At 35.1% G+C, this 14,103-nt stretch carries 15 protein-coding genes and 1 pseudogene; 12 read left to right on the forward strand and 4 right to left on the reverse strand.

Annotated features, from left to right (window positions below; all coding sequences use genetic code 11):
- Positions 1-4 precede the first annotated feature (4 nt).
- The 5 genes from K5Q13_RS08595 to K5Q13_RS08615 all read left to right on the forward strand — a co-directional run bounded on the left by K5Q13_RS08595 (position 5) and on the right by K5Q13_RS08615 (position 3,299).
- Positions 5-1,360 (forward strand): gluconate:H+ symporter, encoded by a 1,356-nt coding sequence (locus K5Q13_RS08595; RefSeq protein WP_281420546.1) that lies wholly within the window; start codon positions 5-7, stop codon positions 1,358-1,360.
- Between the two features lie 290 nt (positions 1,361-1,650).
- Positions 1,651-2,118, forward strand: coding sequence for a helix-turn-helix domain-containing protein (locus tag K5Q13_RS08600; RefSeq protein WP_220741285.1), 468 nt, complete (start codon positions 1,651-1,653; stop codon positions 2,116-2,118).
- A 61-nt stretch (positions 2,119-2,179) separates the two neighbouring features.
- Positions 2,180-2,479 carry a hypothetical protein gene (locus tag K5Q13_RS08605; protein ID WP_220741286.1) on the forward strand — a complete coding sequence of 100 codons (300 nt, stop codon included), beginning with the start codon at positions 2,180-2,182 and terminating at the stop codon, positions 2,477-2,479.
- A 353-nt stretch (positions 2,480-2,832) separates the two neighbouring features.
- The gene (locus K5Q13_RS08610; RefSeq protein ID WP_220741287.1) at positions 2,833-3,009 is read left to right on the forward strand and encodes a hypothetical protein; all 177 of its coding nucleotides are present in this window, start codon (positions 2,833-2,835) and stop codon (positions 3,007-3,009) included.
- The gene (locus K5Q13_RS08615; protein ID WP_220741288.1) at positions 3,006-3,299 is read left to right on the forward strand and encodes a DUF2087 domain-containing protein; all 294 of its coding nucleotides are present in this window, start codon (positions 3,006-3,008) and stop codon (positions 3,297-3,299) included. Before K5Q13_RS08610 ends, K5Q13_RS08615 begins: the two co-directional genes overlap by 4 nt.
- Before the next feature lie 217 nt (positions 3,300-3,516).
- On the opposite strand, the gene K5Q13_RS08620 is transcribed toward K5Q13_RS08615, so the two are convergent.
- Both K5Q13_RS08620 and K5Q13_RS08625 read right to left on the reverse strand, forming a co-directional pair.
- Complete coding sequence (locus K5Q13_RS08620) at positions 3,517-5,619, reverse strand: copper-translocating P-type ATPase (protein ID WP_220741289.1); 2,103 nt, start codon at positions 5,617-5,619, stop codon at positions 3,517-3,519.
- Complete coding sequence (locus tag K5Q13_RS08625) at positions 5,616-6,050, reverse strand: CopY/TcrY family copper transport repressor (RefSeq protein WP_220741290.1); 435 nt, start codon at positions 6,048-6,050, stop codon at positions 5,616-5,618. The genes K5Q13_RS08620 and K5Q13_RS08625 overlap by 4 nt, the downstream gene beginning before the upstream one ends.
- 87 nt (positions 6,051-6,137) lie before the next feature.
- On the opposite strand from K5Q13_RS08625, the gene K5Q13_RS08630 reads away from it, so the two are divergent.
- Both K5Q13_RS08630 and ubiE read left to right on the forward strand, forming a co-directional pair.
- A complete protein-coding gene (locus tag K5Q13_RS08630; RefSeq protein ID WP_220741291.1) occupies positions 6,138-7,577 on the forward strand; it encodes an o-succinylbenzoate--CoA ligase in 1,440 nt (479 codons plus the stop codon).
- A gap of 51 nt (positions 7,578-7,628) precedes the next feature.
- On the forward strand, positions 7,629-8,339 hold the full coding sequence (ubiE, locus tag K5Q13_RS08635; protein WP_220741292.1) for a bifunctional demethylmenaquinone methyltransferase/2-methoxy-6-polyprenyl-1,4-benzoquinol methylase UbiE: 711 nt from the start codon (positions 7,629-7,631) through the stop codon (positions 8,337-8,339).
- A gap of 82 nt (positions 8,340-8,421) precedes the next feature.
- Here the strand turns inward: ubiE and K5Q13_RS08640 are convergent, their stop codons facing one another.
- On the reverse strand, positions 8,422-9,105 hold the full coding sequence (locus K5Q13_RS08640) for an ArsR/SmtB family transcription factor (RefSeq protein WP_220741293.1): 684 nt from the start codon (positions 9,103-9,105) through the stop codon (positions 8,422-8,424).
- Between the two features lie 74 nt (positions 9,106-9,179).
- Between K5Q13_RS08640 and K5Q13_RS08645 the strand changes: the two genes are divergently transcribed.
- Positions 9,180-9,776, forward strand: a complete 597-nt coding sequence (locus K5Q13_RS08645) for a flavin reductase (RefSeq protein WP_220741294.1) — start codon at positions 9,180-9,182, stop codon at positions 9,774-9,776.
- Between the two features lie 106 nt (positions 9,777-9,882).
- Here K5Q13_RS08645 and K5Q13_RS08650 read toward each other — a convergent pair whose 3' ends face one another.
- Positions 9,883-10,455, reverse strand: a complete 573-nt coding sequence (locus K5Q13_RS08650) for a cadmium resistance transporter (RefSeq protein WP_220741295.1) — start codon at positions 10,453-10,455, stop codon at positions 9,883-9,885.
- Between the two features lie 78 nt (positions 10,456-10,533).
- On the opposite strand from K5Q13_RS08650, the gene K5Q13_RS08655 reads away from it, so the two are divergent.
- From K5Q13_RS08655 to K5Q13_RS09675, 4 genes and pseudogenes are all read left to right on the forward strand, one after another.
- On the forward strand, positions 10,534-10,857 hold the full coding sequence (locus K5Q13_RS08655; RefSeq protein ID WP_220741296.1) for an ArsR/SmtB family transcription factor: 324 nt from the start codon (positions 10,534-10,536) through the stop codon (positions 10,855-10,857).
- 714 nt (positions 10,858-11,571) lie between these two features.
- On the forward strand, positions 11,572-12,366 hold the full coding sequence (locus K5Q13_RS08660) for a CPBP family intramembrane glutamic endopeptidase (protein WP_220741297.1): 795 nt from the start codon (positions 11,572-11,574) through the stop codon (positions 12,364-12,366).
- Between the two features lie 619 nt (positions 12,367-12,985).
- Positions 12,986-13,357, forward strand: coding sequence for a CHAP domain-containing protein (locus K5Q13_RS09595; RefSeq protein ID WP_373306372.1), 372 nt, complete (start codon positions 12,986-12,988; stop codon positions 13,355-13,357).
- Positions 13,358-13,395: 38 nt separating this feature from the next.
- Positions 13,396-13,998: pseudogene (locus K5Q13_RS09675) on the forward strand (hypothetical protein).
- The last annotated feature ends 105 nt before the right edge of the window (positions 13,999-14,103 follow it).

Consider the following 14,103-nt stretch of genomic DNA (forward strand, 5'->3'; position numbering starts at 1 on the left):
TGATATGATGTCTTTTATCGTACTTGCAGTAGGAATTATATTCTTACTATTACTGATTATTAAGTTTAAGCTTAATACCTTCATCGCGTTAATTTTGACTTCCGTATTGGTTGGTATTGGGTTGGGGATGAAATTGGATCAAATTCCTATTTCTATTCAAAATGGTATCGGCTCATCGCTGGGTGAATTAGCGATTGTGTTTGGCTTTGGCGCTATTTTAGGCCGATTGGTTGCAGATGCTGGTGGCGCATATCGGATTGCGCATACACTTATTGCTAAGTTTGGTAAAAAACGTGTGCAATTAGCAATCATGGTTGCCGCTTTTATTATTGGTATCGCGCTATTCTTTGAAGTAGGTATGGTATTACTTATTCCTATTGTCTTTGCTATCGCGCTGGAAGCTTCAGTACCACTGCTTTACTTAGGTATTCCAATGGCTGCAGCATTGTCAGTGACGCATGGTTTTCTACCACCACATCCAGCGCCAACGGCTATTTCTGGGGCTTTGGGTGCGAACCCAGGAACTGTGCTAGTTTATGGTTTGATTGTGGCGATTCCCGCAGCAATCATTGCTGGACCGGTTTTCACAAAATTGGCCCAAAAATTTGCGCCAGATGCATTCGTTATTAAACATCAATTGACGGCATTTGGTGAACAAAAAAAGTTTGTTTTAGAGGAAACACCTAGTTTTGGTATTTCTGTTTTGACATCGTTATTCCCTGTCTTAATGATGGGAATTACAACGATCTATACAATTGCTTTTAATGATGGGCAACCATTTACTAAACCGACAGGGTTTTCAGCGTTTGTAACGATGATTGGTAATCCTGTTGCTGCGATGATTATCTCGCTTGTTTTTGCTTTATGGTCGATGGGATGGCATCAAGGTCGACAAACAACTGACATGATGGTGACTGTTGAAGAGGCCATTAAGTCTATTGCGATGTTGTTGTTAATCATTGGTGGTGGTGCTGCATTTAAACAAATCTTGATTGATGGTGGTATCTCGAATCAAATTTCTAATTTGTTTATACATTCATCAATTTCACCATTATTGCTGGCTTGGATTATCACGGTCGTTTTGCGAGTAGCTTTGGGATCAGCGACAGTGTCAGCTCTTACTGCTGCAGGATTGGTTCAACCGCTCATGGTGGCTTCTAATGTTAATCCTGCTTTGATGGTATTGGTTATTGGTGCTGGTTCATTAGCGGCTTCTCATGTCAACGATGCTGGCTTCTGGATGTTTAAAGAATATTTTGATTTGAATGTGAAACAAACATTAATGATTTGGACTGTTTTGGAAACAATTATTGCAGTCGTTGGCTTGATCATCGTGTTAATAATGAGCTTGTTTGTTTAAAAAATGTGTATGTAAAAATAAGCAACTAATTAATTTGGTTACTGCCAATGATAAATATTTGCTATATGAAACATAGCAAATCCTATGGCGCCTCTTATTAGCAATCCGGTAACAATCATGGATATAATGAGGACATAAAAGGAAGCCTTGCGCGAACGAGACTTCCACGTAGAGCCGTTTAGGACGGTGGCATAACTTAATACGATTAAATAAGCGCTAGCTTCAGTGACACACTCCCTTAAAAAGAGACAGTTTAAATAATAAAACTGTTTTATAAAGGGAGTTTTTATATGTCCAGAAATAAGGTTCATTATCTTAAAAAATTAGAGATTATTTCGAAAATTAACAATCACGATTTAACAGTCAAATCAGCTAATTACGATTACAATCTCTCAGTTTCGAGTATCAAAGATTGGCTTCGATTATATGATAGTTTTGGTATTTCAGGACTTGTCCTTGGTACTACTATTAAGTATCCAAACGAATTAAAAATGAAGGCAATAGAAGATGTCTTGGTCAATCATTTATCTAAGGCAGATGTACTGAAAAAGTATAAAATAACACAAAATTCAGTATTAAATCATTGGATAAAACGTTATAATAACGACCAAACCCTTAAACAAAGAGGTTCTGGAGTTAAAAAAATGAATAAAGGTCGCATCACAACTTTTAATGAACGAATAGCCATCGTCAAGGCAATCGTTGCCTCAGATTACAATTATCAGGCTTTGGCTGAACAGTCTGGTGTGTCATATTAACAGGCTTATTCATGGACACAAAAATACAAATTCTATGGCGAACAAGGATTGCAAAATCGGCGTGGCAAATCTAGAAACAGCACTAGGTATGCTGAATAATATTAAAGAACAATCTAAACAACTCACAGACATAAAACAGTTCTATGATGAATTTAAATATTTCAAAACACTAAATTTTGAAATAAATGGATTAATTAATAATATCAAGAAAGATCCCAATATTACTAATAACTACTGGTTTTGGAAAGAGGTGTTTACCGGTATCTTTGCAAGCTTCATATATTCTGTTATGATTGCATTAATTATCTTTTTAGGAAGAAACGAATTAGGTAATTTTATAAATAATTTATTTAAAAAATAAAAAAGTACAACACTCTATCTTGAATTCCGGTGATGGCGCATATGAAAAAAATAATATTGATTATAATCTGGATTTTGATTGCTAGCATAACGTTCTACTTGGACCTTATTAGAGAGCAGTTACCTGACCATTCTATGGGGTTTATTTATACCTTGTTCATTATTTTAACGGGAACAATTTTTTATTTTTTATTCTCTGATAGAAAATCGTAATTACATCAAAAATTTTTCGTTAGCGACATAACTTAACAGTTGTGGCGCCTTTTTTTGTGCCTTATAATTAAAAGGGTTAGAATGCGTCGCAACTTACCGACATAAGTATGATGTGACATGATAATTTAAAGGAGACATTTAATGGATTATGAAAAAAATAATTTGTTCTATCAACTTAGTTCAAGATCTAACGAAAATATAGACTCATCTCTTTGGCAATATGAATTAGATTTATATAACTATCCATTTATGTGGAGTAGTGTATATTTTGCTTGTGAAAGAGCACTATTAAAAATACAAAAGGAGAACTTTTTATGAGTAAAGGAATTATACAGTTTTTGAACAAGGATAATATTCTAGAAGTATGGCCTGCTAAATATAGTAAAAAATTTGAAGTTATTTCTTATTTATCCACCAAATTTGAAATCAATAAAATTTACGATGAACAAGATGTGAATTTTATACTTAGAAGATGGTCCACATACAATGATTATCCATTGTTAAGAAGATCGTTAGTAGACTTTGGATTTTTATCCAGAGATAAATATGGTAAAGAATACACACTAATTAATAACAACAATAACAACAATAACAACGTCAAAAAATAAATAAAACAGTTATATTGTTAGTAACAAGTAAAATAGGCGTTTTAAATAACGATTTTTTCAAGATTATTCGTACACTATGCTATAGAAATAATAATTGAGTTCCAAAAATTTCCTAGCAATTATTTTGTTCCCCTGACATTATTTCAAAAACAGGCAAAATACTTATAAGTATTTTGCCTGTTTTTTAGTCGTTATGAATAATCAAAAGCGTATATTTTCATCGTAATGTCATAGCATTTAAAGCAACAATAATAGTCGACAAAGACATGACAATAGCACCAATCATGGGATTTAACATCAACCCAATTGATGATAGTACCCCAGCGGCTAGAGGAATTGCAATAATATTATAGCCGGCACCCCACCACAAATTTTGAATTTGTTTGGCGTTGGCATGCTTAATTAATGCTAGAAAGTCAATGATTTTAGGTAATTGGTTAGCAATGAGTACGGCATCAGCAGAAGCATGAGCAACTTGGGTACCTGCACCAATAGCGATAGATAGATTGGCTTGTGCTAGAGCTGGTGCGTCATTAATACCATCACCAATCATCATAACGTCGCCTTGTTGTTGATACTTGGTAACCAACGCAATTTTTTCTTGAGGTGAAACTTGTGCGTGAACATCATCGATGTTGAGCTGATGAGCTACAGTTTGTGCTGATTTATCATTATCACCAGTAACTAAAACAGGTGTGATACCCTTGCTAATCAAAGTCTTTACAAAATTAGCAGCAGTGTCTTTAATCGTATCTCCTTGTGAGATACCTGCAATCACATGATTATCAGATAATAAGTAGGAAATAGAACCTTCGTCGTCATCTAGTGGTGTGAAATCAATTTGTCTTTCAATCAAATAACGCTCAGATACCAATGTATAGTGTTGGTTGTCAACTATGCCGGAAACACCATAACCAGCAATGTTTTCTACTTGTGTAGCGCTTAAATGTGGGGCATGAACTTGCTCAGCATACGCGGTAATTGACTTGGCAAGCGGGTGTGTGGACTGAGAGTCAAGTGCTGCCATAATTGATATGGCTTTGTTTTTATCGAAATCAAAGGTGACAATACGGTGGACACTAAATTGACCGTTGGTTAATGTGCCAGTCTTGTCCATTAAAGCATACTGTAAGTGGTTAGCAGCTGTTAAAGCTTTGCGGTTTTTAATTAAAATACCTTGACTAGCAGCGACAGATTTTGTTCTTTGGATAACGAGGGGGACAGCTAAACCAAGTGCGTGTGGGCAGGCAATGACAAGCACAGTAACTGCGATATTAGTTGCAGTACTGAAATCACTTAAAATTGTCCAAGCAATCAAGGCAACAAAGGCAAAGAGTAGTGCTAACCAGAAGAGGTAGCCTGCCACGCGATCAGCCAATGTTTCAGCACGTGATTTTTGACCTTGAGAATCTGAGAGGGCAGTTTGTAGTTGGCCAACAAAGGATGCTGTGCCAACTTGCGTTAAGTGTATATCCAAGGAACCGTTACCGTTGATTGTGCCACCGACAACGCGACTTTTTTCAGATTTATCAATGAGTTTGCTTTCACCAGTCATGAGTGATTCGTCAACCTGACTTTGACCAGCAATCACCACACCATCGGCTGGGAAAGATTCACCAGGCAATACTTGAATAATCATATCATTTTTCAACGTATCAACTGGCATGTCCATTATCATGGTACCATGTTTAACGTGTGCAATATTTGGTAGTAATTCACGTAGTTTATCTGTTGCGTCGCTTGCTTTCATGGTAGCGGTCATTTCAATGCGATGACCAAGTAGCATAATAACGGTCAATGTAGCGAACTCCCAGAAAAAATCCATCACATGCGTACTATGCAAGAACGTATTGGCTAAAAGGGCGTAAATTGAGTACCAAAAAGTGACAATTAATCCTAGACTAACCAAACTCATCATTGCAGGTTTTTTAGCTTTAATTTCATGTTTTGCACCGTCAAAGAATGGTTTTGAACCAATGAAGTATAAAATAGCTGAAAGAACAGCTGTAACCCAGATACTGCCAGGGAATGTGACTGTAAATGGTAAATGCATGCCCATAAATGGTGTGATGATAATAATTGGCACCATGAGGGCAAAAGACCACCAAAAACGGCGTTTCATGTCAGACATATCCATACCGGCCATACCATCATCAGAAGACATTGACATGTGATGATGTGACGACATATCCATACTACTATCCATACTCATTCCGTCGTGCATGTGCATCTGATGCATATCTGTCGTCTGGTGTTGATGTGTTGCTACTTTTTCACTATCTGCTGACATGTCATGATGATTGTGTTCGTTCATGTTCATTTTAAATCCTCCCAATGATTAGGCATGCAATCACATGCCACAGTTTCAGGTGCGTCGTCCATTTTTTGAGCTAAAACATGCTGTAAATGGCCAATATCATGTTGGGACAGCTGTACGGTTGTCAGGACATCTGCCATGGCGTCACCGACACACATCGCACACATAGAGCTAATCGTGTCGTCAAGGGCAGTGGTCATTGCTTCATGTTCGGCAATTGTTGGTCTATAGATGCGATCACGTAAGGCGCCATTATCAGTTAAATAACCTTTGTTTTGTAGGCGTGAGATCAGAGTTTTAATTGTTGATGGTGACCAATTTTTTTTAAGGGTCATGATACGAATGATTTGACGACCAGTCGCCTCGCCTAATGTCCAAATGACACGCATTGTTTCCCATTCACTTGTTGTCATTTTTTGCTTTTCTTTTATCATACCTACAGTCTACAATTGTAGACTTATAAAAGCAAGTACTATGTTCAGATAAGTGATATGTTAATATAGTTATTAAGAGGTTTTAAAATGGAAAATTGGTTGACAAAGCGCGCGCAATTAACGCCAAAGCGTATGGCGGTCACTGACGGCAAAGAGCAAATGACATTTGGTGAAGTGGCTGCTGAATCAGCTATCATTGCTGGCCAAATTGACATGTTACAGAACAACAATGAACGTGTTGGGCTAATTATGGTGAATAATATCAAGGGATACCTAGTTATTATGGCGTTACAGCAGCTTGGCAAAACGATTATATTTATTAATCGGCGATTATCAGTAGATGAAGTCAATTATCAACTCACAGATGCGGATTTAGATTTAGTATTAACAGATGATGCTTATGATCATGAACTTGAAATCGCACAGCAAATTAAGTTCTCTCAACTACCACAAGGACATCATGTGACACCAGTGGCAGAATTTCCAGATAACTTTGTCACTAGTGTGATGTACACATCGGGTACAACTAGTCGTCCTAAAGGTGTGATGCAAACCTATCATAATCATTTTATGTCAGCGATGGGCAATGCCATTAACCTTGGCTTGACGGCAGAAGATAGTTGGTTGGCAGTTGTGCCGATTTTTCATATTAGTGGTTTTTCGATTTTGATGCGTAGCCTAATATATGGTATGCGTGTTATATTGGTAGAAAAATTTGACGCACAGCGCATTAATGAATGGCTCATTCGTGATCAGATTACCACGATGTCAGTTGTGCCAGTGATGCTGAAACAATTAGTGGCAGCATTACCAGATGATGTGAATTACAATGATAAATTCCGAGCCATGCTACTTGGTGGTGGGCCAACAGATCCATTGACACTCCAACAAGCACAAAAACATCAATTACCAATTATTCAGTCTTATGGTATGACAGAAACCGCGTCCCAAGTTGTCGCACTTGACCCCGCTGATATTCATGATAAACTGGGTTCAGTTGGTAAACCATTGTTTCCGGTCTCTATTGACATAAGAGATAAATTTGGAAAATCGACAGATAGCGGTAATATATGGATTAAATCGCCAACTCTGACTGTGGGGTACTTGAATCAGCCTCATAAGTTAAATGAAAATATGATCTCTGGTTGGTTTAATACTGAAGATTTTGGACATTTTGATACTGACGGTTTTTTGTACATTCAGGGTCGTGAAGGGGATATGATTAGTTCTGGTGGTGAAAATATATTTCCAGATGAAATTGAATCTATTTACGCTAAGATGCCTGGATTGGATAATATTGTTGTGGTCGGTGTACCAGATGAAGAGTGGGGTGCAATTCCAGTGGCAGTTGTCACCGGGTCACAGTTATCAGCACAAGCATTGCGTCACTATGGGCGTGAAAAACTAGCGCATTATAAGGTTCCAAAACGTTTTTATGTGGCTAAAACATGGTATCGTACGGCCAGTGGCAAAACGCAACGTCGGCGATTTAAATCAGATCTATCTGAACTCATTGAGCTACAATAATATTTAAAATAGGAGAAATGCGTGGTATTGTTATAACACGTACTGAAAATTATGACACAATCACCTAAAAATACTGATGTTCAGGCGCTTTTTGATAAAATTGCACCAGAATATGACAAAATGAATAATATTATTTCTTTTGGCACACATAAGTTGTGGCGACAAAAAGTAATGTCTAAAATGACATTTCCAGTAGGCGCGCAAATCATTGATTTGGCAACTGGGACAGCTGATTGGGCACTAGCACTGGCTGAAAAAAGTGATGCCACAGCACATGTGACAGGGCTTGATTTTAGTGAAGAAATGCTGGCAGTTGGTCAGAAAAAAGTTGATGTGAGTGACTACTCTGATAAAATCACTTTAGTGCAAGGGGATGCCATGTCATTATCGTTTGATGATAGCACGTTTGATATTGTCACCATCGGTTTTGGTTTGCGCAATTTACCAGATCCTGCACGTGGCTTACAGGAAATGTTTCGTGTCCTCAAGCCAGGTGGACAACTCGTTATTTTGGAAACATCACAGCCAGATAATCCGATTGTAAAGCCACTTTGGCAGTTATACTTTGGTAAAATTATGCCGATGTTTGGTAAAGTTTTTGCAAAGGGAAAGTATAAAGAATATAAGTATTTAGATGAGACGACTGAAAACTTCATGGATTATATGACACTGGGGAAAATCCTCTTGAAGATAGGCTTTACCAAAGTGAAAATTTCGCGTTTTAATTTAGGTGCAGCAGCTGTACACTACGCAACGAAGTGATATAAAATAACGCACAATAAAACCGATTTCTTAGGCAAAAACTGTCTCGGAAATCGGTTTTTTAAATATTAAAAAATGACAATCAAACCGATATTTTGTCAGCAAAAAAATGTTCTCCAGCAGGCGTTAAATGAATACTTCTATTTTCTTTGTTTGATATGATGTAGTTTTTATCTTGGCAAAATTGCAAAAATGCTTTTCCCAGGTTACCACCCAAATGGAATGTTTTTTCTGTCCAATCCAAACAAGGTTTAATAAAAATACCCTGTTGTTTTTTGATTTGATTGATTTCAATACCAATGGTTTCAAAGTATTGTGTGCCTGCTTTTGTTAGTTCAAGCGTATTATTTTCTAATAAATTAACATAGTTGTTTTGTGTTAGAAAATTAAAAAAGTCAACACCAATAGCACCTGCTAAATGTGTATAACATGATCGTGCCATTTTTAATTTTTTATATGCTACATTTTCATTAAATGACTTAATTTCTTTGATTGGGCTTATAGTCATTAATTTTTCTAGCAATTCAGCAACATCTTCAGAAGAGAGCTGATAATAAACATTTCTTCCTTGTTTATAGTTAGAAATCCAGTTCAGCTCGTGTAACTGTTTGAGGTGATATGAGGCAGTGTGGGTCTGTATTTTGGTTTTTTTAGCTAATTCACTTACCGTATGAAATTTTCCGTCCATTAGTATAGTCAGAATATTTAAACGGGATTGATCTGCCAAAATTTTAGTAACTGCTTGCAAATTTGGAAATCCATTCATGTTGTTTTCCTCATTTTTATTTGTCGATGAGTATCGATATATATTTGAATTATACTATATTTAGAGGTGAAAAGATGTTTAAAAAAATTGAAAAAGACAGTTTCTATTACGGTTTTCCAGTTGCGCTCATGACTACAAAAGATAGTAGTATGACAGATAATATTACAGTTATTAGTTCTAACTGGTCTTTGGATAAATCAATGATTATTGGACTGAGCTTACACAGTAAGGGCTTTTTAAACTTAAAGATGGTACATGAAGCAACGTTCAATCTAGCAGATGACACAATATGGGAAAATGTTGAGCGTATTGCCAATACAACAGGTAATGAAAACTTGCCAGATTATAAAAAGGAAGCTGGGTATAAATATTGTTCAGACAAATTTACTTTAGGCGAATTGACTAAAATAGCTGGCGAAAGGGTTGGTTCTGTACGAATCAAAGAATGTCCCATCCAAATAGAAACGACGCTTGTAGATAAAAAAATTAGAAATGATTTTGCTATTATTGAATTTGAAATTAAAAATATTTTTGTAAACGAAGATATTCTATTTGATAGTACTCACATAGATGTGGATAAATGGTCGCCCTTGATCTATAAATTTAGAGCGTATACCACAGCAAATCAAGCATTAGGGACAAACTTTAGATTTCAGGAATTCAAAAAATAGTGTGCCTATTTATCTGAAGTGAATTTTTAAAGGCGCATTCGTTTGCTTAGCATATTGTGTGATAGTTGCTTTGCTAGTGATTAATATAGAATAAATTGTGAACGCTTTAAAATAGTCTCAAAAATCGGTGCACTAAACCTGTATCAATCATGACAAAAATACCAATTAAAATGTAAATTATTCGACTGAGTGGTGCGCCCCAGCGTTCAAAGATGTTTTTAATCATTGGAATTTGTCCGAAAAAGTAAGTTAAAGTCAAAGAGATGGCAGTTAAAATAATAAAATAAATCATTGTCATTAAGATAGTTGCTAGATTCATGGTGGCTAATATCGGCACATAAACTGCGATATTATCGGCGCCACAACTCACGAGATAAATTAAGAGGGCAGATATAATCCCTGTTGCTGATTTAGTACGTTGTGGGTCGTCGTCATCGCTTTCTCCCTTAATTCCAATATAAATAGGAATAATACCAAGTAATCCAATGCTCCATCCAGGAATAAAACTTTGAATCACTTGACCAGCCATAGCACTGATAGTAAAAACTAACATCATACCGACTTCATAACCAATCAAGGTATCTCTGAAGCTGTATTTTTGTAACAAAAATAATAATATGACAAAAAAGTCTAAGTTAACACCAATGAATAACATTGTAACTAGCGGTAAATCGTTCATACTGCTCTCTCCTTCGTGATATAATGACATATATCAATTTAAACATATGTTATCATTAACATATGTAGAGGTCAACATATGAATAAAAATATCAATGTACTTAGTCAAAAAGAGATGCAACGTATTTTCAAACTACTAAGTAACGGCATACGTCTAAATATTCTCATTTTATTACAAAATAAACCGATGAGTGTTAGCGAGATTGTTGAACAATTGCAAATTTCGCAACCTCAAGTTTCTCATCAACTAGCCATCTTAAAAAAACATCAGTTGGTTAGTGCTGAGAGAGTGGGAAAGAAAAATTTATACCAACTTGATGATCCACATATTTTAAGTGTCATTGAGTCGACCAAAAATCATGTTAAACATGTTGTGATTGGTAAACGGCATGGGGAAGTATAGTCATTATGTCATAGAAGCAATAATGATTCATGCGTGATATGTACGGACGTGTTGAAAAAGTTAGATAGTTGAAGTGAACCCGATAGCCTAAACAAAATAAAAATTTGTTCAGAAAGTTATCTGGTTTACTCCTGATATGTCAAAAAATGAATCTAAGGACTCAGATACATTTGAATATGATCCAATTGGTTTGAAGATTATTGACGAGATATCAAAGACTATATTTTGGAAGCTGATTATTTTAGCTTCCTTTTTATTTTTTTTGGAATTTTCTCAAAGTCAAATGTTTGCAGATGACAACAATAGTGTAATTTGTTGTTTTAAAAATTGACAATCGAACCGTCGGTTTACGATTTTGGCAAATGATGCGGGAACAATAGCAAACTTTATCGCAGTTGCAGGAACAAGTCGTGTCAAAAACTAATCATCAAAAAGTGAGATGAGTTTTAGAAAAAAGTACGATTGGTAATGCCAGTGCTGTTTATCAAACCGATATAATAACTAGTTCAGATAACGATTCAAGTAATGGCACACTAACCGATAAAAATTCAGATGCTGGTAAACGAATCAGTTATATGATTAATAGTTTTTGAAAAGAATTTATGATAAACTATTTATATTCGTTTTTCAGAGGGAATCTTTGAAATAAGTAATAAGTAATAAGTAATAAGTAGTTCTTAGTTTTATAATCACATTAGGAAAGTAGAAATAGCAATGAAAAAAGTCTCAACAATTTTATTTTTAGTCGTATCACTAATAGTTTCTTACCTGTACGGGATAGCTCCTAATATATCTTTGGGAATAGGAAATAATAATGAACCAACCTTAGGAATCATAACAATTCCGATAGGAGGGTTAATAGTCGTTCTCTTATTCTTGCCGATAAGTAAATTTATTTTTGCAAATAAATTTGGTTTTAAACTTGAGAATTGGAAGCAGCATAAGATTAACCTATTAATCATTTCTATTCCAGTTATTATGACAATTATATTTAATGTAGCTACCTCTATATCACTAAATATGATTATTAATAAACTACCTAGTGGACAAATTATTGTAGGGATTATTAGTTCATTTATAGCAGCATTATTGGTTGGTTTTATTGAAGAAATAATTTCTAGAGGTGCAGTATTTAATGCATTAAAGAAACTATTGTCAAATTCTAGACATGGTGTACTACTAGCTAGCATTATATCTAGTATTATTTTTGGTGTGTCGCACTTTATGAATCTATTATCTGGCTCAGATTTTATTTACACATTATATCAAGTTATATATGCATTTGCTATAGGCCTTTGTTTATCATTTATCTATTTTATCACCAGAAGTTTAATAATTCCTATTATTGCACATACCTTAGTGGATTGGTCTGATTTTTTCTTCAATATGAGTGGTCAACCTGATTTGCAGAATATAAGTTATGTTCCTATTATTTTAACAGTAGTTTACTTGTTAACAGCTATAATGCTGTATAAGAGAAATTCTAACATTTTTTTACATAGTAAATAAAAGACAAAGTGCAAATTTAATTATCAGCCACATTGTAATGTGCCTGATAATTAAATATTTTTCTTAGATAACGACTCATCCGAGTTTGAATTTGAACGACTTCATTTGAAGTCGTTTTTGTTTTCCCTTTAGATAAAAATCTACGAGTTATACGATTGTGATTTTTGTTTGTGCCACACTAAAATCTTGCATAGGTATGGCAACAATATACTGAAAAAAGATACAGGACCCATCCAATCTGCGAATTTGGTCAGTTATCTGAAGTGATGACTTCGACTATAAGAGGGATCAAGAAGCACTTTTTTCCTTAATTAAAATCACTTTAATCTTCTAGTGTTGCGACTGATCGGCGTGAAAATAATCTAAATACTAAGGCGGTCAACCCTGTTGGGCAAGTAATCCAAAACGTAAAGTGTCAAAAGTTAGAGCACGGACGGAATCAATCAGAAAAACATATGATCTTAATTTTGAGGAATCATTAAACAGTGACAATAATTTAGCTAGTGATAGTAATATATTAGCAAATAATAGTGTTGATAATGACAGTAACAATCAAGGTGCCTATTGTAATAATGATGACATTAAGACTTATGTGCATAATATTACGTCAAAAAACTAGATTGGAGATTTAACGACACCAAACGCCTATAATCAGTGTGCGGGTTTCTCACAAGTCTATATGAATGCGATTTGGTCACCTAATTTTACTTTTAGAGGAAATGGTAATGTGACGGCAGAAACTGTGGCAAAAGCAACAGGAGTTAAAGTCACCACGACACCAAAAGCTGGGGCTGTTTTTGCGTCTGATCGTCCTAATCATACAGGCGTTGTGTTGCATGTTTTAGCAAATGGTGATTTGATTGTTGCGAATCAAAATGCGGGGACTAGCAAGGATTATGAAATTACATTAGTCCCTAAAAAAGACTATGCCAAAGATAGTCAAGCAGTTGGTTATGGGGATATGACTTTTGCCTATCCAGGTGACAACTAAAAGTATAAATTACATTGGTAGAGAAAGGGGTAGAAAACATGACAACAGTACAAATTGGTTCAGATATTAGCATTTTGCCAGATAGTGCATATCAGTTAGCAAAAGAAATATTTTTAGTGGTCAAAAATGATTATTTACATTTGTATACGGCTTATCAGAGTTCAAACAAGTTAAATAGTAAGGCAATGCAGACGATTTATATTGAATTGGCACACTTTTATCAACGCTATGATGATAGAATGACACCGTATTTAGTACAAGATTTATATGAACAAATGAAGCAGGTAGAGTGACTAGTAGAACTATTAACAACGTGTGACCAGGCATTAGAAAATTTAGATCAGACAATTAGTTTAATTGCACATCAATATGATGATGAAGCAGTGATCAATGGCGCTATGAAAAACATTCGTAAACAGTATCAGGTATTGTTAGAAAAAGTTGGTTTAGACGGTAGTGTCATTGATCATGTTAATCAAGCAATAGATGATATTCATGGTCAATATCGTAAACTGCACGTTCAAAATAAAGCTTTGTTTTTTTCACAACTAGAAAATATTCATGATCAGACAATCAAATATATTAGACACTATATTGAAATTGAATTTATTCAAAAACGGATTGAATATGGATTCGATTAGTTTAATATATTTTTGCGAATGGTTATGGACAATTTTGTTTATAGGCGACGCTAATTAATCAATATTATAGTCAAAAAGATCAATAATTAAGGAGGATTTTGACAA

It is taken from the genome of Leuconostoc miyukkimchii, assembly GCF_019656055.1.
GTDB lineage: Bacteria > Bacillota > Bacilli > Lactobacillales > Lactobacillaceae > Leuconostoc > Leuconostoc miyukkimchii.